The sequence below is a fragment of the Streptomyces sp. NBC_00377 genome (assembly GCF_036075115.1).
Lineage (GTDB): Bacteria > Actinomycetota > Actinomycetes > Streptomycetales > Streptomycetaceae > Streptomyces.
On record NZ_CP107958.1, the window covers coordinates 8,039,915 to 8,060,341 of the forward strand.

Consider the following 20,427-nt stretch of genomic DNA (forward strand, 5'->3'; position numbering starts at 1 on the left):
ATGCCAGGTTTGTGACTATATGAGGGTTACCGTGCCCGCATGCAGATGAACACTCCGCCTCGGAGCACGATCCGACTGACGCGCCGGGGCCGTCTCGTCCTCATCGCGACCGGAGCCGTCGTGGCCGGCACCGCCGTGGCGGTGCCGCTGCTGAGCCTGGACAGCCCGAAGAAGGAGGCGAAGCCCGCGACCCTGGTCATCCCGGAGGGCTGGCGCGCGAGCCAGGTCTACGAGGCCGTCGACAAGGCGCTCGCCCTGCCGGCCGGTACCACCAGGAACGCGCTGCCGAAGGCCGGCCTGAAGCTGCCGAGCGACGCCGGGGGCAACCCGGAGGGGTATCTCTTCCCGGCGACGTATCCGCTGGACAAGAAGGCGACGCCCCAGACGCTGCTGTCCTACATGGTCGACACGGCAGACAAGAAGTTCAACGGGGCGCCGATCGCGGCCGGCGCCCAGCGCAACGCCCTGAACGTCTATCAGACGGTCACCGTCGCCAGCCTCGTGCAGGCCGAAGCCGCCACCGACGCGGACATGGGCAAGGTGGCCCGGGTCGTGTTCAACCGCCTGAAGCGCGGGATGCCGTTGCAGCTGGATTCCACGATCAACTACGCGCTGAACCGCTTCACGCTCAGGACGACGGAGAGCGACACCCGCCTCGCGAGCCCTTACAACTCCTACCAGCGCATGGGCCTGCCGCCGACGCCGATCGACAACCCCGGCGAGGAGGCGATGCGGGCCGCCATCAGCCCCACCCCCGGCGACTGGCTGTACTTCGTCACGGTGAAGCCGGGCGACACGCGTTTCACGGCGAGCTACGCGGAACACCAGCGCAACGTCGCCGAGTTCAACCGGAACCAGCAGCCCTCGAAGAGACCGGTCAGCCGGTCGGCGGCGGCCGGCTGACCGGGCGGTCCGCCGAGCGGGGGAGCGGCGACCGTCAGGCGGCGACCGGCTCCTGCGCGAGCAGCCGCCTGATGTCCCTCACGGCCGCGCGTCCGGCCCGGTTGGCGCCGATGGTGCTGGCCGACGGTCCGTAGCCGACGAGATGGATGCGCGCGTCGGCGACGACACGGGTGCCCTCGACCCGGATGCCGCCACCCGGCTCACGCAGCCGCAGAGGCGCGAGATGGTCGATGGCGGCCCGGAAGCCGGTCGCCCACAGGATGACATCGGCGGCGACCCGCCGGCCGTCGTCCCATGCGACGCCGTCCGGAGTGATCCGGTCGAACATGGGCAGCCGGTCCAGGGTTCCGTCGGCGATCCCCTGCCGGATCGCGTCGTTGAGCGGCAGTCCCGTCACGGACACCACACTCTTCGGCGGGAGCCCCTGCCGCACCCGTTCCTCCACGAGAGCGACCGCCGTACGGCCGGCACCCTCGTCGAAGGGTCCTTCGCGGAACACGGGGGGCCGCCGCGTCACCCATGTGGTCTCCGCCGCGTACGGCGCGATCTCCAGCAGGTGCTGCGTACCGGACGCGCCGCCCCCCACCACGACCACCCGCAGTCCGGCGAACGCCTCGGGGCCCGGATACCGCGCGGTGTGCAGCTGACGGCCGCGGAAGGTCTCCTGGCCGGGGTAGCGCGGCCAGAACGGCCGGCCCCAGGTGCCGGTGGCGTTGATCAGCGCCCGGGTGGACCACGTACCGCCGGAGGTCTCGACGCGCAGTCGCCCGCCGGCGCCTTCGCGGACCGCCCGCACCTCGACCGGCCTGCGCACGCGCAGGTCGAAGGCGCGCTCGTAGGCGTCGAAGTACTCGGGGACGACCTCTGACGACGGGCGGGCGGGATCCGCGTCCGTCAGCTCCATCCCGGGCAGGGCGTGCATCCCGTGCACCTTGCCGTACGTCAGGGAGGGCCACCGGAACTGCCAGGCGCCCCCCGGGGCGGGAGCGTGGTCGAGCACGACGAAGTCGCGCTCCGGCTCGAAACCGGTGCGCCGCAGGTGATAGGCGGCCGCCAGACCGGCCTGACCGGCGCCTATGACGACCACCTCGACCTCACGCAAGCTGTTCACGTTTCTACCAACGGCTGGACGAGCGTGGATCTTCCCGGACGCCCGTGATCACGGGACCGGTGTGCGGCCGGATGCGGCTCGGGAGAACCCGCACGGGCGGCCGATGCTCACGGGGGTCTCTCAGGGGGAACGGCAGCCGGGTCCCCGTGGACCGGTCGCCTCGTCTCACGCTCGGGTCGGCAGGTCAGGTGTGGAACCCGGCGTATGGGTCAGGATGGGGGGCATGTCAGATGCGTTCACCACCCGAGTTCTGCACATCGCCTCAGGCTCCCGGGAGCGGGTCGTCGACCTCACCGGGGACTGCGAGACGTTCCTGCGTGAGGTGGCCGCCGGCCGTGACGGCCTCCTGAACGTCTTCGTCCCGCACGCCACGGCGGGCGTCGCGATCATCGAGACGGGCGCCGGAAGCGACGACGACCTCCTGGCCGCCCTGCACACCCTGCTGCCCGCCGACGACCGCTGGCAGCACCGTCACGGGAGCCCCGGCCACGGCCGCGACCACGTCCTCCCGGCCCTCGTCCCGCCCCACGCGACCCTGCCGGTCCTGGACGGGCGGCTGGAACTGGGGACCTGGCAGTCCGTGTGTCTGGTCGACACCAACAAGGACAACGCCGACCGGCAGGTCCGGTTGAGCTTCCTCGGGTGACTGCGTCCGCCGACGCGAAAAGGCTCCGCTAGAGTCTCGCCTCATCCTCGGTCGGACGTTCTGCCCGGGAACGTGCGCTGGGGGTACGGCACATGGGGCTCGAACGCATGGAACTGCCCGGTTACGAGATCCAGGACGTCCTGGGCCAAGGCGGGTTCGCCACGGTGTACCGGGCCAGGCAGCTGGCCGTGGGCAGGGAGGTCGCGCTGAAGGTGGACAGCAGGACGCTGTCCACACCGCGCGACCGCCGGCGGTTCCTGCGAGAGGTCACCGCGGCAGGGCAGCTGTCCGGGCATCCGCACGTGGTGCCGGTGTACGACGCCGGGGTGCTCGCCGACGACCGCCCTTACATGGTGCTGGAGTTGTGCCCCGGTGGTTCGCTCGGCGACCGGCTGCACCGGCAGGGACCACTGCCGCTGAAGGAGGCGCGCGACATCGGAGTGGGCCTCGCGGACGCGGTGGCGGCCGCCCACGCGGCCGGGGTCCTGCACCGCGACATCAAACCCGGGAACATCATGGTCAACCGCTACGGCGGAGTGGCCCTCACCGACTTCGGCCTCGCGGCCATGCCCCGGCCGGGGCGCGAACTGTCCGTGACGCGGGAGGCCCTGACCCCCGCCTACGCGCCGCCCGAGGCCTTCCACATGGCGGAGCCCACTCCGGCCGGTGACGTGTACTCGCTGGCGACCACCGTCTACGCCCTGCTGCGCGGCTGCCCGCCGCACTACCCGGATGACGGCACCCAGCTCAGCCTGGCCGAACTGATCGTGCGGCACACCTGGCCCTACCCCGATCTGCCCGGTGTGCCGGCCGCCCTCAACTCCGTCCTCCGGCATGCCGTGGCCCCGGACCCGGCACGGCGGCTGTCCGACGCGGGCGCGTTCCGCGACGCTCTCGCCGCCGTCGACCTCGACGCCGTCGAAGCGGGAGGCGTCGGCGGCTTCGGGCCGGTGACCGGCACGACCACGGCCCCCGCATACCGGGATGCGCCGCCCCCCTCGTACCGGCGGCCGCGCGATACGGCTCCTCCTCACGACGGCGCCCCGCCGCCGTCCGTCCGGGACGCGGGCCGCACGACCACGGTCGCCGGGCCCGGCGGCCACGGCGACGACGGACGGAAGAAGGGATCCCGACGCCGTCGTCCGATCGCGGTACTGGCCGCCGTGGCCGTGTCGGTGAGCGTGTCGGTCACCGTGGTGACGTACCAGAACGGCCGGCAGGATCACGGGGACGAGAACACACGCTCGTCGGCCTCGCCCTCCTCAGGTGCCACCGGCGGGAACACGAAAGCGTCCGGCTTCGCAGGGGTGGCCACCACGGTGGAGAACTGCCCTGCGGCGGGCGTCCACGGCGTGGGCGGCCGGTGTGTCACGACTCCCGAGTGCTGGAGCGGCATCACGGACATCTCCGGGATCATCACTGTCAGCCGCGCCGACTGCCGGACCAGACACGTGTGGGAGACCTTCGCGATCGCCCCGCTGCCCGAGGACGGCATGACGAACAACGCGCGGGACCTGGTCAGGCACCCCGACGTCAAGGCGCTGTGCTCACAGCGGGTCATGGCCGAGTCCCTGGCCCCCGGCGGGCGTGAGGTCGCGGACGAGTGGAACGTCGACGTCCTGCCGCCCACCGCGGGCGAGTGGGACAAGGGGCTGCGCGTCTTCCGCTGCGTGGCCGCCGCGGTCACCGAGGACGGCGAGAAGACCGGCAGCCAGTTCGCCGTGCAGGGGTGAACCGGGTGGACCGGCGGCGGCCGTCAGCGGCGCGGGCGTTCCAGGGTGAGGAGCAGGCCCTCGACCGCACCGGGCCCGATACGGCCCTTGACGTCGGCGGACGTGATCGCCTTGAGGGCCCAGCCGTCCTCGGCGTGCTTGTTCAGCAGCTTCTCCAGCTTTCCGCTGTCCAGGGCGTCTCCGATCAGTGACTCACGGAAGGTGACGACCTTGTACTCGAGTGCGTGCGGACTGCTCATGTCCGGGGCCTTCCTGTCGACGGGCGGCCCATCGCCTGGACCGGGGACAGCCAACCACCGTGCGCCGTCACCGCGCACGGCGGGGCGGGGGTGTGTCGCCTCCGGCGGGTCACGCGGTGATGCCGGCCGTCGGCGGCGCGTCGTCCTCGGCACGCCGTCTGCCCGGTCCCGCCGCCCTGTCCCGCCGCTGGGCCGTGCGGTACCGCCGTCTTCCCGTCGGCTCAGGCCGGTTTACGCCAGACGGAGATGTGCTTCGTGGAGTCCTGGGTGAACGGAGTGCCGTCCCAGTCCTCGACGCGCCGTTCCAGTCCGAGTCCCGCGATCCGTGCCATCAGGTCCAGCTCGGCGGGCCACGCGTACCGGTGGCGGGAGTTGCCGCGGCGGTAGTCGCCGTCGTCCTCGCGGGTGAAGTGGTGCGAGACGAGAATCTGCTCCACCAGGTCGAAGGTGTCGAAGCCCAGGTGCCGCTCGGACACGTCGAACGGCACCGCGACCTGTCCGGGAGGCAGGAACCGCAGTGGCGGAACTCCCAGCTCGATGACGAAGCGGCCGCCCGGCGCCAGGTGCCGGGCGGCGTTGCGGAAGCACTCGACCTGCTCGTCCTGCGTGAGCAGGTTGGTGATGGTGTTGTAGACCAGGTACACGAGGGCGAACTCGCCCGGGACGACGGTCGTGGCCATGTCCCCGATGGTGACCGGGAGCGTGTCCTCGTCGATCTTGCGGCGCAGGACCGCGGCCATGGGCTCGGACAGCTCGACGCCCGCCACCGGCACACCGCGCTCCCGCAGCGGGACACCCACACGGCCGGTTCCGATGGCGAACTCGAGCGCCCGGCCGTCTCCGGCGAGTCCGGCGAGGAAGTCGACCGTCGGTCCCAGGACGGCGGCCGAGGACATCTCGCCCTCCTCGGCGTCGTAGCGGTCGGCGGTCGCGCGGGTCCACGGTTCGCTGCTCGTCACGAGCCGACACTCTGCCGGGTGCCGCGGTTCGCTGTCGACGTGATTTACCGCCGCCGGCCCGCGGCCGGCCGTCCTCCGTTCCGGCGCCTGGCCTCCGTCGTCCCGCTGTCGTCTCTCCGTCGTCCCTCCGGCCCGTGGCCCGGCGAGGGCGTCGCGGCTGTCAGTCCGCCCGCCCACCCCGCTCCGGAGGGTCGACGAGTTCTCCTGCGGCGCATCTTGTGTAATCTGAAAGTTAACCTTTCGCGTGTATTTGAGTTCGTACAGGCTTGCGCGGCCGATCCGACGCCACGTGGGCGAAAGGTAGTGCGGTTGTATGTACCGTGCTAGGCTTCGTACTAGTTGCAGTTGTGGTTCCCGAAACTTCAAGTGCCTCGGCGGCAGTGTGCCGCCGGGCATTTTTGTATCTCCGGTGCTTATCCGGACGGGGTTCATTGTGGCAACGCATGGGTCCACACGGTGTGGACCTCTGGGCACTGCCCCGAAGGAGATGTGACATGGCTACTGGCACCGTCAAGTGGTTCAACTCGGAAAAGGGATTCGGTTTCATCGAGCAGGACGGCGGCGGCCCCGACGTTTTCGCTCACTACTCGAACATCGCCACCCAGGGCTTCCGTGAGCTCCAGGAAGGCCAGAAGGTGAACTTCGACGTCACGCAGGGCCAGAAGGGCCCGCAGGCGGAGAACATCACGCCCGCCTGACGCGAAGCGTATGAGGCAGCTGGGGTCCGCACCACGTGGTGCGGACCCCAGCTTGCTGCTTTTTCGGAATTCAATTCCGCAGGAATTCCTTCAGTCTCATTTTCGGCCTGGTATCCCGGCCTGTTTTCCGGCTCGTGCTTGCAATTCATCCGGCTCGTTCCGCCGGGAATTCCTCGATGCGTGCCCTGTCGAGGAAGGTTCTCCCATGAGCCGTTCAGCTCGCACGAATGACCGCTCCGAGTTCGCGTTGCCGGTCACCGTCACCCCCGCACTCCCCGCAGCCGCGACCTTCGATGAACTGGACATGCCCGCCGAGTTGTCGGCGATGCTCACCGAACGCGGCCTGCACACGCCGTTCCCGATCCAGGCCGCCACCCTGCCCAACTCCCTCGCGGGCCGTGACGTCCTGGGCCGCGGGCGCACGGGGTCAGGCAAGACGCTCGCCTTCGGCCTGGCGCTCCTCGTCCGCACCGCCGGCCGGCGTGCCGAGCCGCGCAAGCCGCTGGCCCTGGTCCTCGTCCCCACGCGAGAGCTGGCCCAGCAGGTCACCGACGAGCTCACCCCTTACGCCCGGTTGCTGAAGCTGCGGCTGGCCACCGTCGTCGGCGGCATGTCCATCGGAAGGCAGGCCGGGGCGCTGCGGACCGGGGCCGAGGTGGTCGTCGCGACGCCGGGCCGCCTCACGGATCTCGTCGAGCGCAAGGACTGCCGCCTGGACCGTGTCGACATCACCGTCCTCGACGAGGCCGACCAGATGGCCGACATGGGCTTCCTGCCCCAGGTGACCGAGCTGCTCGACCAGGTCCGCCCCGACGGTCAGCGCATGCTGTTCTCGGCCACGCTCGACCGCAACATCGACGCCCTGGTCGGCCGGTACCTCCACGACCCCGTGGTCCACTCGGTCGACCCTTCGGCGGGCGCGGTCACCACGATGGAGCACCACGTGCTCCAGGTGCACGGCGCGGACAAGCACGCCACCGCCACCGAGATCGCGGCCCGCGAGGGGCGCGTGCTCATGTTCCTGGACACCAAGCACGCCGTCGACCAGTTCACCCGGCACCTGCTGAGCAGCGGAGTCCGGGCCGCCGCGCTGCACGGCGGGAAGTCGCAGCCCCAGCGCAACCACACCCTCGCCCGGTTCAAGGACGGCCAGGTGACCGTGCTGGTGGCGACGAATGTCGCGGCCCGCGGCCTCCACATCGACGACCTCGACCTCGTCGTCAACGTGGACCCGCCCGCCGACCACAAGGACTACCTGCACCGCGGCGGCCGCACCGCACGCGCCGGCGAGTCCGGCAGCGTCGTCACGCTGGTGCTGCCCGGCCAGCGCAGGGACATGGCCCGTCTGCTGTCCGAGGCGGGCATCAGGCCGCAGATCACCCAGGTCCGCTCCGGTGAGGCCGAGCTCAGCCGTATCACCGGCGCCCAGGCTCCCTCCGGCGTCCCCGTCGGCGGCAGCGGGCCGGCCGCGACGGAGCGTCCGAAGCGCGGCGGCGCTCCGTTCCGCGGCATGGGCACCACACCGGGCCGGGCCGGCCGCGGCGGCGAGTCCCGCAAGTCCGCCGAGGCCCGCCGGACCGCCGAGGCCCGCGCGGCCGCCCGGGTACGCCGGGGCGGCTAGGCCCTGCCGGGCGGGCACCACCTCCGGCACGGCACGCCACTAGTGTCCTCGCCATGAGCGAAGACTCCCTGCGCCTGGTCACCGTCGAGCGGACCGCCACCGGCCGGTTCACCGCCACGAACGCCCGCGGCGGCACGATCGGCTTCGGTACCGGCTCCGGAACCGACGGCGGCACCGAATTCACCCCGGTGGAACTCCTGCTCGCGGCGATCGGCGGCTGTACCGCGGCCGACGTCGACGTCGCCACCGGACGGCACGCGGAACCCGCCGAGTTCACCGTCACCGTGTCCGGAGACAAGGTCAGTGACGAGCTGGGCAACCGGATGACCGGCCTCGCGGTCACCTTCTCCGTCGCCTTCCCGGACGGCCCGTCCGGTGACCGGGCCCGGGCGATCCTGCCCCGGGCGGTCGCGGTCTCCCACAACCGGCTGTGCACCGTCAGCCGCACGATCGAGGTCGGCACCCCCGTCGCCGTGACGGTCGTGGACCGCTGATCGCACGCGATGACACCAAGGGCACCCGCAGTAACGGGACTTTACGGAAGGGTGGCGACGGCTGGGCGCTCCCGCCCGGCCGTGCCCCCGTCGTCCGGGGTGCTGGGGCCCTGGGATAGGGTCCGTCCGGTTCCGGTTACCGGGTGAAGACGGGCCGGTACGGGGAGTGGCGGAGGGCGGCAGAGCGATGGAATCGCAGGTGGGCGACGGCGGATCCGTGGACCTGGACGGCGCGCGGTTGGAGACGTTGGCTCCTGAACCGCTGCTGACCCGGGACTACGAGACCCGCCCCTCGCTCGTGTACGAGAGACTCAGGCAGCGCCACGGCGCCGTCGCGCCCGTCGACCTGCTGGGGGTGCCCGCCTGGCTGGTCCTGGGTTACCGCGAGTCGCTCGAGGTGCTCCAGGACGACGCAGGGTGGCCCAAGGGGCTGGAGAACTGGCGGGCCCGCTCGGAGGGCAGGGTGCCGGCCGACTGGCCGCTCGGGCCGTCCCTCGAGGTCAACCATGTGCTGATCCAGGGCGGTCCCGGCTACCGTCCGTTGCGGACGGCCTGGGACGCGGCGCTCAAGCCGTTCCAGGACCCGCGCCACCCGCAGGCCAAGAGGCTGAAGACGGCCGTCACCGCCTACGCCGACGAACTGATCAGCCTGGTGGGGCAGGCCGGCGGCACGGGCTGGGCGGATCTGTCCGCCCAGTTCGCCCGGCCGCTGCCCCTGATGGTGGCGAGCCATCTGCTGGGCTTCCCCGGGTCGCAGGGCGACGACGCGCTGATGGACATGTGGCGGGTACTGGACGCGGGTCCGGACGCGGAGCCCGCCCTGGAACGGCTGCTGGCGGCGCTGGCCGAACTGGCCGCGGGGAAGCTGGAGAAGCCGGGGGAGGACTTCCCCTCCTACCTGCTGGCCGCGCACCCGGACCTCTCGCTCGACCAGCTCGCCCGTGAACTGTTCATGCTGCTCGGCATGACCTCCGACCACGTCGGCATCCTGATCTCCAACACGGTGGTCGAGGTGATCTCGGGGGAGGGCGGAGTGCGGGCCAGCCTGTCCGCCGGGATGGTGAGGGAGAGCATGAACCGGGTGGTCATGCGCAAGCCGCCGCTGGTGAACTTCGTGCCGCGCTTCGCGGCCGCGGACACCCCGCTCGGGAACTACACCATCCGGGCGGGCGACCCGGTGTGGGTCTCCTCCGCGGCGGCGCACGCCGACCCGGTCTTCGCCGGCCACGCGGAGTCGGGGCCCACCGTCAGCAGCCGGGCGCACCTGGCCTGGGGCGCTGGCCGTCGCCAGTGCCCGGCGCGGGAGCTGGCGTCGACGGTCGCGGCGGTCGGGGTGGGCCGGCTGTTCGAGCGGTTCTCCCACCTTGAGCTGGCCCTGCCCGTCGACCAACTGCCGTGGCGCTCGTCGCCGTTCATGCGGGGCCTGCGCTCACTGCCCGTGCGCTACGAACTCGCCGCCATGCCGGAGCAGCCGGCCGCGCAGACCCCGGCCGAGGAACAGGCAGGGACCGCACTGCCCGATGCGGCGGTCCGGCAGCGCTCGTCGCTGTGGCGCTATCTGACGGGCCTGATAGGCGTCGGCCGCTGACCCGGGCGCCTGCCGCACGCGCGCCCGGGACCCGGGCGCGCCAGGACTACGGCCGCAGGAAGACCCTGCCCAGTTCGATGCGCGCGATGTACGGGGCCCGGCCCGTCGCGTTGCGGAAGACCACGGGGCAGGCGCCCTCCCGCAGATCGACGGGGACGCCCAGCGTCCAGTAGTCGTGCCGGCTCCAGGTGTTCTTGAAAGTGACCCGCGTCGGTGCTCCGGAGCCGACGGTGACGTCCGCCATGCGCGACATGATGTCGGTGTTGTAGGCGTGGCCGTTGTCGCGTCGGTCGTCGTGCGCGTAGTGGACGACCAGCACGTAGCGGCCGGAGGCGGGCGCGTGCACCGTGAACTCGGCCGCGCTGTCGGGGCTGTTGCCGAGCTCCGCGACGCAGGAGCCCCCGGGGGCGTGGGGGGAGCCGACCAGCTCGGCCCCGCCGCTGAGGACGGCGGACGAGGCGTCGTAGGTGAGGACGTCGTCCGTCGAGCCCGCGCCCGAGACGTCGAGGGTCCGGACGGCGGCGTCCTCCGCGGTCACCGTGAGGCGGTTGTTGCCCGCCACCAGGTAGAGCCGCAGGGGCTCGTCCGGCGCGGCGGTCACCCGCCCGCCGTGCAGCGTCAGCCGAACGGCCGCCGAGGCCCGCGGCACCACCGTGAAGTAGCCGTCGCACGGGGCGTGGACGTCGAAGACGGCCCGGTCGCCCTCGCGCAGGACGAGGGCGCCCGTCCCCGCTCCGGCGGACGAGGAGTAGTCGTACGACGGACTGCCGGCGATGTCCGCGAGCGTCGCCTCGTAGGGCGTCGAGGGCACGCCGGTGCGTGCGGTGAGGTCGATGCGGTCGAGGGTGACCTCGGCGTCGTCCTGGGCGAGGGTCAGCACATGGGTGCCTGCCGCCAGCGCGACGGTGAGGTCCTTCTTGCCGCGGTGGGCCCGGTTCTGGGTGGAGGGGTAGGTCACCGTGACCGGGTCCGCGCCGTCGACGGACAGCTTCTGGGTGGCGGGGGCGCCGGACTCGTTGCCGTACAGGACCGCGAGGTCGTACGTCCCGCCCGCCGGGACCGTCACCGTGAAGTCGGCCCGGGCGGCGGCGGTGGCGAGGCAGACGTCGTTCGTGCCGGACGCCGCGTAGCCCTCGGCGTCGCCGACCGTGCTCCGGGTGCGGGCCTCGCCGCCGGTGATGGCCGCGTCCTCGGCGTTGTACGACGCGGACCAGGGGACGGACGGGGCGGACGGGGTGCCGGCGCCGCCCGGGGTGAGGACGACCCGGTACGCGGACATCCGGTGCCCCCCGCGGAGCGGCACGGTCACCGAACCGTCGTCCGCGACCTCCAGCGCCGTACGGGCGAGGACCCGCGGAGCGGCATGCGAGCCCTCGTAGCCCGACCAGGCTGCCTCGGCGACGGTCGCGGTGACCGTGTGGCCGAAGACGGTCAAGGGCACGCCCCGCACGACGACGTCCGTGTCACCGTCCGAGCCGCCGAGCAGCACCTGGACCTGACGGCGCGAGGTGTCGAGGGAGGCGAGGCCCTGGAGGGTGCCGGCGGTGTGGGGCAGCGGCGGGGCGACCTCGACGGTGTCGCCGGTCAGTCCGGCATACCAACGGAAGAACCACCAGCCGCCGTTGGGGATGTTGGTCCGCACCACGTTGCCGGCCAGGTTGCCGGCGGCGTCCCAGTAGGCCTGGTTGGCGTACACCTTGTTCCGCTCGAACATCGCCACCCACTGCACGAGCCGTCCCGGCACGGACAGATCAGGGCGGTTGGCGTACTCGTCGATGCTGACCCTCAGCGGTGCGATGCCCAGCCGGCGCTCGATGCCCCGGTAGTCGTCGAGGTGGGCCTGGAAGTCCCGCAGCGAGTCCGGGCTCAACTCGTGCCAGGTCACCACGTGGGGCAGTACGTCCTCCCGCTGGGCGAAGGCGAGGAAGTCGCTCATCAGGCGGGAGTGGTAACCCGTCTCGTTGGGGCCGGCGATCCTCGCCCCGGGGGCGAGGGCTCGGATGCGCCGGTACACGGTTCTCCAGTCCTCGAAGAACCGGTCCCGGTGGGTCTCGTACTCCGTCCGGTCGGGGACGCCGAGGTCGTACCAGATGCAGTCGGGCTCGTTGAACGGGATGTGGACGAAGCGGTCGCCGAGCGGGTGCGCCGCCACCTCCCGGACGATTCTGTCGATCCTGGTCAGGTAGTCGTCGATGCCCGGGTTCTCGTACGGCCACCGCGCATAGACGTCCTGCATCATCACGTTGATCTCGCCGCCGCCGTTGCGGAAGAACGCCGGGGACACGGAGAGCGCGTCCCCGTTGGGGTGCTGGGCGCCGCCCTCCGGCTTCTGCGTGATGCTGGTGATCTTCAGCGGTGCGAGTGCGGCGTCGCTGGGGACCCCGTCGTCGCCGATCCCGTACAGCGCGCCGTTGGCGCCCAGCAGCACCGGGCCCTCACAGACGCCGAGATCGACGACGAGGCGCTGCGGCGGGGCTGCGGGAGCTGCCGTCGACGGCGATTTGTGACCGGTCACATCCATGACGGGATTCTGATCGTTCACACAGAGACCGTCAAGAGGCCCCGACGAGCGGCGGGGGAGGGCAGGGACGGCAGCCCCGACGCCGCCGCCACCGCCGCGGACGGCGCTCGCGGGTCACCGCCTCCCGGTGAGAAGGCGCCGCGGGTTGGTCACGCGGAAGGCGTGCGCCGCGGCTTCGCCCAGCCCGAAACCGGCTTGCTCCGGCGGCCCCGCGTAGGGCCGGTCGGTGCCCAGCACGACGGCGCCGGCGCCCAGCGCGCCGACGACCGCGCCGACGGCACCGCCACCGTACGAGGACGTCTCGACGAACACATCCCGGTCGGCCGCCTCCTGCCCCCCGCCGCGCGCGGCGAGGCGTTCCCCGTGCAAGGGCGCGAGTCCGGCCAGCAGCGCGAAGCACACCCGCAGCCGTGGATGGCGGGGCCGGCCGAAGGCCCGGAAGGCGAACCAGGCGGAGTGCATCTGCTGGACGTACGGAACCAGCGCGGGCCACCAGCCGGGCACCTCGGCCCCGCCGGCCGCCGCCGGCCCCGGGTGGACGAACAGCGGCAGACCGCGCTCCTCGAGCAGTTCCAGCAGGGGGGCACAGCGCGCGTAACCGTCCGCGTCGGCAAGGGCGTTCGCCGGGAGCTGGAGGCCGACGAACCCCTGGTCGAGGTCGTCGGCCAGCGCCCCTGCGTCGATCTCCCGCACACAGGCGGCGGCCCAGGCGCCGAACGGCTCGGGAAGTGCGGCCGCCCCCTCGTGGTAGGCGTCGAGCAGGGGCCGCGCCTCGGCCGCGGGCAGCCATTCCACCCCGATCGGGGCGGACAGCGACACGAGCGCCCGGCCAAGCCCGTCGGCCGCGGCGAGTTCCGTGCGCCGGGCCACGTCGTGGTCGGCGAGCGGAACCTCGTAGGGCGGCTCACCGTCCAGGAAGAGCGTCCAGCCGTCCAGGTACGGCGGCTCACGACGCGACCGCAGGGCCGCCACCAGCGACGGTGTCCACAGATGCTGGTGCACGTCGACCTCGGTCATGACGCTCCTCGCCTTCCGGGACGGCCGCTTCCGTCACCCGGTGTGCAGGGTGCTCCGCGTGTCGTCGCACCCCGGACGGGGCGGCTCACCGCCCGCCACGCCCACCCGCGCAGGGCGGTCGTAGTCCGGCCGGGGCACGAACGTGCGGAGCGCCCGGTGCGGGAGCACGTGCGACTGTTCCCGCACCGCACCGTCCTCGACAACATAGCCGCCGTCCCGCGACGCGTCCTTCCCACCCCCGCCGGACGCCTTGGTGACACCGTGCGCGGCGGCCGTGGGCACGCCGGTGTCCGTCGAAACGGTGCGCGCCCCGGCCGCTCGGGGCGGTCAGCCCATGCTCTTCGCGCCGTCCAGGGACTCGCGGAGGATGTCGGCGTGACCGGCGTGCTGGGCCGTCTCGGCGACGATGTGCAGCAGGACCCGGCGGGCCGACCACTGCATACCCTGCTCGAACCACGGGGCCGAGGGCAGCGGGTGCGCCAGGTCCAGATCGGGCAGGGACACGACCAGTTCGTCCGTACGGCTCGCCACCTCGTCGTACTGCTTCAGCACCCCCGCCAGCGTCTCACCGGGCAGCATCCGGAACTCGTCGGCCCGGCGCGCCCAGTCCTCCTCCGTCATGTTGTCGAAGTCGCCCATCGCCGACGGACCGTCCACGATGAACGCCGCCCAGTTCCGCTCCACCGCGGACACGTGCTTGATCAGGCCGCCGAGACACAGCTCGCCCGCGGTCGTCCGCAGCCCGGCCTGCTCGTCGGTGAGGTCGCGGGTGGTGAAGCGCAGGAAGTGCCGCTGCTTGGCGAGCGCCTCCAGCAGATCGGCACGCTCGCCGCCGACGGCGGGTACTGCTGCGGTCTCGTCGAGGGTGGTGGGCTTGCTCATCGTCGCCTGCTTCCGTGAGTACTGTTCCGCTGTCGAGTACCACGTTAGGAGCGATAGAGGTCAGATCCTGTCCTAAAGGGCCGGGTCTCACGGAGAAGTGGGCACCGCTTCGGCTTGCCCCGCCGCTTCCCGCTCCACCGTGCTCTCCGCCTGCCCCGCCACCTCCGCGGTCGTTCCCCAGGCCGCCGCGCACAGTGCCCGGTCGACCGCGCCGGTGTAGACGGCGGCGGCCAGCCAGGCGCGTGCGAAGCGGCCCGTGTCCGCGGGGAGCAGCCGGCCGAAGGCGTCGCGGGAGCGGTCCGCCGCCGCTGCCCGCAGTTCGTCGAGCAGGTCGGCCGCGGTGGCGAGACCGACGCTCCGCAGCCGCCCGCCGTCACCCGCCCCGCTGTCCGGGAACCCCAGCACCGGGCGGCCCCCGGACACGGCCTGGTGCACGCGGCGGCTCAGAAGGTGCAGCGGAGCCTCGTCCGCCGGGGGAGCGGCGGTGGCGGGCGCGGCCGGCGCCGTGGGGAGGTCCGCGTGCTGGAGGCGGTCCAGCCCCAGGTCCAGCCGGGCACCGGCCCGGGAGGGGTGTTCGGCGGCGAGCAGCAGGGCACAGGGAAACGGCCCCGGGCTGAGGCGCGCGACGACCCGCAGCCGGCGCCCGCCGGCGGCGGCCAGCAGACGGAGGTTGTCGCGGTAGGGGAGCGCGGGGTCGTCGTGCGCCGTGCCGAGCCGGACGGTGAGACCGTCGCAGTCGGCCAGCAGGCGCTCGCCCGTCGCCTCGCGGACCGTGCCCGCCAGGGTGACGTGCAGGAAGAGCAGGTCGTGGCCGCCGTTCAGGACGCGCGCGACCTGCTCCGCGACCGGCGCCGCCCACAGCCGGCTCAGCGGGTCGGCGCTCCAGTCGGCACCCGACGCGCGTACCGCCCGCACACCCGCCCCCGCGCCGAGCCGGCCGGTCGGAGACACGGTCGCGCCGGAGACGGCGAGCCCCGCGCGCGACAGCTCACGGTGGGTCAGGGAGGTGTCGCCGATCCGTACGGCCCGGTCGGCGGCGCCGACCGCCCGGCCGGGTCCGCCCGGGGCCACGTCGGAGACCGTGTAGAGGCGGCCGTCGGCGTCGGCGGTCCAGGTGACGGCGCCCGCGTACCCGGTCGTCGTCAGGACGGGCTCGGAGAAGAGGCCGTACAGCCGCAGCGAGCCGTCCGGGGTGTACGGCTGACGCACGGTGCCGCGAAGTCCGGCCAGATCGGTGCCGGTCGCGAACGGCAGACGGTGCGCCATACCGAGGACCGTGCGCAGGGCGTCGACCAGGTCGGACAGCCGGTGGGCGGGATCTGCGGAACGGGCCGCGCGTACCCCGTTGACCACGGAGACGGCGGAGGCGGCGACCCGGGGGAGACCGGCGAGGCGCGCGGTGTGCGCGGCGCGCAGAAGCGCCGCCTGGTGCACGGCGCCGGCTCCGTCCGCACCGGCCTCGAGCACGGCGGCCGACGCGTCGAACACGGCCCCCGCGGCTACGAGTTGAGCCGCAGTGGCGGCTTCGGTGCCTACGGGTCGAGCCGGTGCGGCGGCTTCGGTGGCGCCAGGCGGCGGGCATCCTTCCGCGTCCCCTGGTCGTGCCGGACCCGCCCGTCCAGTCGGCGTCGCCGACCCCGCCGGCCCTCCCTCCACTTCTTCTTCTGCCTTGCCCGCCTTGCCTGTTCGCTCTTGCCGTGCGGGTCGGGGCGCGGGTGCGGGCAGGGCGTCGGGAGCGTCGTCGGCCACCGGCGCGGCCGAGGCCGCGGCCGCGCGGTGCAGACAGTCGGGAGCGAGCAGACAACCGCAACGGATCGCGTCCGCACGGGTCACCGAGCCTCCGGGCGCGTGCAGTTCGAGGTCGGTGTCGTCATCCACGGCGATCCGTACGGTGTCGCCCTCGCGGACCACCGGACGGGCCGTCAGCTTGGCGACACCCGCGTCCAGCCGCTTGCGCAGCCGGGGCGAGAGCGCCTCGACGAGTTCGGCGGTGACGGACGGGGCGACCGGAGGCAACAGGTCCGGGCTCATGCGATCTTCTCCCCTACCCAGCGGGCGAGTTCGAGCGGACTGAGAGCGGCGACGGGCATGCCCGCAGCGACGAGCTGCCCCGCGACACCCGTGGAGTAGCGCGGCCGGCCCGTGTCGTCGAGGCTCGCGCAGCCCAGGACGTGGCAGCCCGCCCCGACCAGCGCCCGCACCTCGGCGAGCAACCCGCCGAGCGGATAGCCCTCCTCGAAGTCGCTGACCACCACGACCAGCGTCCGCGACGGGACGGTGACCAGTTCGCGTGCGTGCCGCAGTCCCGCCGCGATGTGCGTACCGCCGCCCACGCTGACCTCCAGCAGCAGCGACAGCGGGTCCTCGACCTGGCCGGTGAGGTCGATGACCTCTGTGGAGAAGGCCAGGAAGTGCGTGGACAGCGTCGGCACCCCGGCCAGCACGGAGGCCGTCAGCGCGGCCCACACCGTGGACGCCTCCATGGACCCCGACACGTCCGTGACGAGGATCAGCCGCCAGTCGGCGGCCCGCCGCGCCCGGGTACGGAACACCGGGTGCTCGGGGACGACCCGGACCGTGCCGTCCGGGCCGCGCCGTGCGGTCGCCAGGTTGGCGCGCAGAGTGCGCGGGAGATCGAGGCCGCCGCCCGGCCGCCGGCTGGGACGCGGCAGCACCGTGCCGTGCAGCGCGGGGCGCAGCCGGGTGGCCAGCTCCCGGGTCAGCGCCTCCACCAGCCGCCGCACCAGCGGACGCAGCGCCGCGAGCCGGGCCTCGGGCAGCCCGCCCGCGTGCCGCAGCACCGTGCGCAGCAGATCGACCGAGGGGCGCACGCTGTCCGCGTCGAGCTCGGTGAGCACGTCCTTGCGGCCCGACGCGGCGGCCGCCGCCAGCACCTCCTCCCGGATGCCCGGGCCGAACAGTGCGGCCAGTTCCTGCGACCACTCCCGCACGCCGGGATACGGCGCCTCCCGGCCACCTCCGGCCCCCGGACCCGTCAGATCCCCACGACTGCCCTCGCCGCGCCCGCTGCCGTACAGCTCGTCCAGAGCGGTCGCCAGCGCGCGTGCCGAGAAGGGGAGCCGTTCGCTACGACGCCCCAGGAGCAGCCGCCAGCGGTCGGCGGGGGCGAGGAGACGTTCCTCGCCGCAAGGGGGAGGCCCGTCGACCCCCGTCCCTTCGGCCACCGCCCTGCTCGCCTCGGCCCCATCGGTCACCGACCCGTCGGCCCTGGCCCCCTCGGCCGCCGCCCCGTCGGCCAGCGCCTCGTCGGCCACCGCACCGCCGGTCACCGCCTCCGTGGCGAGGCCCTCGTCGGCGGGCGCCCTTTCGGCGTCGTGCGGCGCGGGCAGCAGCCTCAGCGACCGCAGGGTGGCGCGGGCAGCGAAGTCCGCACCGGCCCAGGCGGCGAGCGCGGCCGGGTCGAACCCGCCGGTGTCGGCGACGCGTTCGGTGCCGAGGCGTTCCTCCACGGCCGCGAGGAGACGGTCGCGGGCCGCGGGACTCAGTGTCTCGAAGCCGCCCCGCAGCGCGGGAAGCCGATCGAGGAACCCCCGGTCGGACAGCTCCGAGATCCGGCCGAGCAGGGGATCCAGCGCGGGCGCCGCCGCTTCCAGCAGCGGACCCGCGGCGGTCAGCAGCCCGCTCAGCCGGGCCGTCAGGGCCGACCGGGAGTCGGGGTCGACCGCCGCGTCCACCCAGGACGCGACCCTGTCGCCGAAGGCCCGGGCGTCCTCCTGGCCGAGCAGCACCCGGACGGCCCCGGCGGCACCGCGCATCAGCGGGGAGCCGTCGGCGGCCAGCCGGGCGAGCGCGTCAGCGAGCCGGATACCGCCCAGCAGATCGGCACGGTGGGCGAGTTCGAGCAGGGCATGGGCGTCGGCCGGATCCTCGGAACCGGTCAGACCGTCCACCTGCCGCACCGCCGCCGCGGTGAGCAGCTCGGCCACGGCGGCCGCCCGTGCCGTACGGTCCGGGGCGGCGCCGAGGCCCGGCACATGACCGGCCCGCAGGCGGTCCGACAGGGCCAGACCGGCGAGGAGTTCGGGCAGCGTACCGGCCAGGGGCAGCACCTCGGCGACGTCGTCGAGCCGCTCGTCCACCAGGACGGGCAGGCCGCACTCCGCGGCCTGCGCGAGCCCCTGAAGCACCTGGGCGGCCGTCGAGCCGCCCGCGTCCCGCTCCGCGCGCCGACGCTCGCGCAGCACGCCCTCGGCGGCCTGCGCCGCGGTGACCCCGCGCACGCCGGCCGCGGTCAGCACGGCCGCCGTCGCCGGCGTCCATCTCACCTCCCAGCGCGAGGTGAGAGCCTCGGCGCCGCCCGCGCCGACGACCTCCCGCGCCTCGCCGTACGGCACCCCGCACACCGTCAGCCGGCGCAGCAGCAGCTCACGGCGCCGGTCCAGGTCCGACCGCAACGGGTCGAGCCGCAGATCCCGGGCCGGGCCCGAGGCGTTCTCCGGGCCGGGCAGACCGAGTCCCGCCATCTCCGCCTCGACCGCCGGGACGAGACCACTGCGCGGTGCGTCCGGCGCCGGCCGGCCGGTGCGGGCGCCGACCAGCACCCGCTCCATCGCCCGCGCCACGGCCCTGCCCCGCCCGTACGGCTCCCCCTGTGCGAGGACTGTCTGCACCGCCTCGACCAGCTCGCCCCGGCCCGCGGCGGGCAGCCCGCGCAGCCGGGCCAGATCCGAGGCCAGCCGGGTGATCTCGCGCGCGTCCGCCGGCCCGGACGGATGGCCCAGGTCCCGCAACGCCGCGCACACCCGCACGGCCGCCCGGGTCAACGCCTCCTCCAGCGCCGCCGGATCGCCCGCCGCGCGCAGCACCATGTCCTGCCACTCCGGGTCCCGGATACCGGCCGGGTAGCCGGAACGCTCGTCGAGGAGGGCATACGCGTACGGGATCAGCGAGGTCGTCCACACCGCGCGCCCCCGGACGCCGCCCTCCCCTCGCGCACCTCCGCCCGAACCACCGTCTCCGGCCCGCCCGCCGTCACCGCGGCCGGGGTCTCCGGTCCGCCGGCCGACGGCTGGGGTGTCGTGCGGCTCGTCGACGGTGGGACCGGTGGCTCCGGTCCTGTCCTCGCCGACCGGCCGACCGTCATCCCGCCCGGTTCCGGCCGAACCACCGGACCCTGCCCGCCCGTCACCGGCCGCAACCGTGGTTCCGGGGGGTTCCTCGAGGTCTGCGGGGGCGTCGTGCCAGGCGGTGGACGGGCCGGTCAGTGCCGGTGCGTGGAAGGCGCCGACGATCACGGCGGCCCGCTCGCCCCGGGCCGTGGCCCGCGCGATCCGCGACCGCATCCACCGCTCACGCCGCAGATCCAGCTCGGGCACCCCGCCGGAGGCGGCCGCGTCCCGGCGCAGTGCCCACCCCGTCAGCAGCGCCGCCCGGCGCACCGCCTCGGGCGGGGAGCCCGGGGCGGTGGCTTCGACGAGCCGGTCCCACAGGTCGTCCCCGGGGCGCCCCGTGAGCCGGGCGCGCAGTGCGTCGGTGAGCCCGGGAGACCGGCCCTGCGCGGTGTCACCGCGTCCTTCGTCCCACGCCCGGTCCGCGAGGGGCAGGTCGCAGGCGAGCACCGGGACGCCGTGCCGGGCGGCCCAGCGCACGGCGGCCAGCTCGGGCGAGAAGTCGGCGAACGGATAGAACGCCGGGCCTCCGCCACCCCCGCCGTCACCCGGGGCGGCCGCGAGCGCGACCGGTGCCCGGGTCTCCTCGTGCCCGAGCCAGGGCAGCCATTCCTGCATCTCGGCCGGCAGCTCGACGAGCACCACGTCGGGCTTCGCCCCGTCCAGCAGCGCGGGCAGGGCCGCGGCCAGCGAGGGCGCGTGGTGCCGCACGCCGACGAGGTAGGGCGCGCCCGGGTCGGTGAGGGCCGCGAGGGCCTCCTGCGGAGAGCCGGCAGAGTCGGCAGAGCCCGGGACACCCGCAGTGCCGGGAGCGTCCGGGGAGCCGGGGAAGCTCAAGGAGCCCGCGTCCGGTGCGTCCAGTGCGGGGGTGGGGTGGAGGGACACG

16 protein-coding genes are annotated in these 20,427 nt (G+C 73.7%); 7 read left to right on the forward strand and 9 right to left on the reverse strand.

Annotated features, from left to right (window positions below; genetic code table 11):
- Positions 1–39: 39 nt before the first annotated feature.
- On the forward strand, positions 40–903 hold the full coding sequence (gene mltG / locus OHS71_RS35760) for an endolytic transglycosylase MltG (RefSeq protein ID WP_328483451.1): 864 nt from the start codon (positions 40–42) through the stop codon (positions 901–903).
- Positions 904–937: 34 nt separating this feature from the next.
- Here the strand turns inward: mltG and OHS71_RS35765 are convergent, their stop codons facing one another.
- Positions 938–2,014, reverse strand: a complete 1,077-nt coding sequence (locus OHS71_RS35765) for an NAD(P)-binding domain-containing protein (RefSeq protein WP_328483452.1) — start codon at positions 2,012–2,014, stop codon at positions 938–940.
- Positions 2,015–2,237: 223 nt separating this feature from the next.
- Here OHS71_RS35765 and OHS71_RS35770 point away from each other — a divergent pair, with 223 nt between their 5' ends.
- Positions 2,238–2,660 (forward strand): secondary thiamine-phosphate synthase enzyme YjbQ, encoded by a 423-nt coding sequence (locus OHS71_RS35770; RefSeq protein ID WP_328483453.1) that lies wholly within the window; start codon positions 2,238–2,240, stop codon positions 2,658–2,660.
- A gap of 92 nt (positions 2,661–2,752) precedes the next feature.
- Positions 2,753–4,393 (forward strand): serine/threonine-protein kinase, encoded by a 1,641-nt coding sequence (locus OHS71_RS35775; RefSeq protein ID WP_328483454.1) that lies wholly within the window; start codon positions 2,753–2,755, stop codon positions 4,391–4,393.
- A 23-nt stretch (positions 4,394–4,416) separates the two neighbouring features.
- Here the strand turns inward: OHS71_RS35775 and OHS71_RS35780 are convergent, their stop codons facing one another.
- Both OHS71_RS35780 and OHS71_RS35785 read right to left on the reverse strand, forming a co-directional pair.
- Positions 4,417–4,632, reverse strand: coding sequence for a DUF4177 domain-containing protein (locus tag OHS71_RS35780; RefSeq protein WP_328483455.1), 216 nt, complete (start codon positions 4,630–4,632; stop codon positions 4,417–4,419).
- 221 nt (positions 4,633–4,853) lie between these two features.
- A complete protein-coding gene (locus OHS71_RS35785) occupies positions 4,854–5,591 on the reverse strand; it encodes a class I SAM-dependent DNA methyltransferase (RefSeq protein WP_328483456.1) in 738 nt (245 codons plus the stop codon).
- A gap of 494 nt (positions 5,592–6,085) precedes the next feature.
- Between OHS71_RS35785 and OHS71_RS35790 the strand changes: the two genes are divergently transcribed.
- The 4 genes from OHS71_RS35790 (at position 6,086) to OHS71_RS35805 (ending at position 9,992) form a co-directional block, all read left to right on the forward strand.
- Positions 6,086–6,289 (forward strand): cold-shock protein, encoded by a 204-nt coding sequence (locus OHS71_RS35790; RefSeq protein WP_020125862.1) that lies wholly within the window; start codon positions 6,086–6,088, stop codon positions 6,287–6,289.
- 205 nt (positions 6,290–6,494) lie between these two features.
- On the forward strand, positions 6,495–7,910 hold the full coding sequence (locus OHS71_RS35795; protein ID WP_328483457.1) for a DEAD/DEAH box helicase: 1,416 nt from the start codon (positions 6,495–6,497) through the stop codon (positions 7,908–7,910).
- A gap of 53 nt (positions 7,911–7,963) precedes the next feature.
- Positions 7,964–8,404 (forward strand): OsmC family protein, encoded by a 441-nt coding sequence (locus OHS71_RS35800; RefSeq protein ID WP_328483458.1) that lies wholly within the window; start codon positions 7,964–7,966, stop codon positions 8,402–8,404.
- Between the two features lie 187 nt (positions 8,405–8,591).
- The gene (locus tag OHS71_RS35805; RefSeq protein WP_328483459.1) at positions 8,592–9,992 is read left to right on the forward strand and encodes a cytochrome P450; all 1,401 of its coding nucleotides are present in this window, start codon (positions 8,592–8,594) and stop codon (positions 9,990–9,992) included.
- A 46-nt stretch (positions 9,993–10,038) separates the two neighbouring features.
- Here OHS71_RS35805 and OHS71_RS35810 read toward each other — a convergent pair whose 3' ends face one another.
- From OHS71_RS35810 to OHS71_RS35835, 6 genes are all read right to left on the reverse strand, one after another.
- Positions 10,039–12,513 (reverse strand): cellulosome protein, encoded by a 2,475-nt coding sequence (locus OHS71_RS35810; protein WP_328483460.1) that lies wholly within the window; start codon positions 12,511–12,513, stop codon positions 10,039–10,041.
- 114 nt (positions 12,514–12,627) lie between these two features.
- A complete protein-coding gene (locus tag OHS71_RS35815) occupies positions 12,628–13,530 on the reverse strand; it encodes an amidohydrolase family protein (protein WP_328483461.1) in 903 nt (300 codons plus the stop codon).
- Positions 13,531–13,563: 33 nt separating this feature from the next.
- Positions 13,564–13,812 carry a hypothetical protein gene (locus OHS71_RS35820; protein ID WP_328483462.1) on the reverse strand — a complete coding sequence of 83 codons (249 nt, stop codon included), beginning with the start codon at positions 13,810–13,812 and terminating at the stop codon, positions 13,564–13,566.
- 45 nt (positions 13,813–13,857) lie between these two features.
- Positions 13,858–14,412, reverse strand: coding sequence for a DinB family protein (locus OHS71_RS35825; protein ID WP_328483463.1), 555 nt, complete (start codon positions 14,410–14,412; stop codon positions 13,858–13,860).
- Between the two features lie 87 nt (positions 14,413–14,499).
- Positions 14,500–16,443 carry a hypothetical protein gene (locus OHS71_RS35830; protein ID WP_328483464.1) on the reverse strand — a complete coding sequence of 648 codons (1,944 nt, stop codon included), beginning with the start codon at positions 16,441–16,443 and terminating at the stop codon, positions 14,500–14,502.
- Positions 16,440–20,426: a DUF5682 family protein gene (locus OHS71_RS35835; protein WP_328483465.1), complete on the reverse strand. Its 3,987-nt coding sequence runs from the start codon at positions 20,424–20,426 to the stop codon at positions 16,440–16,442. Before OHS71_RS35835 ends, OHS71_RS35830 begins: the two co-directional genes overlap by 4 nt.
- Between the last annotated feature and the right edge of the window lies 1 nt (position 20,427).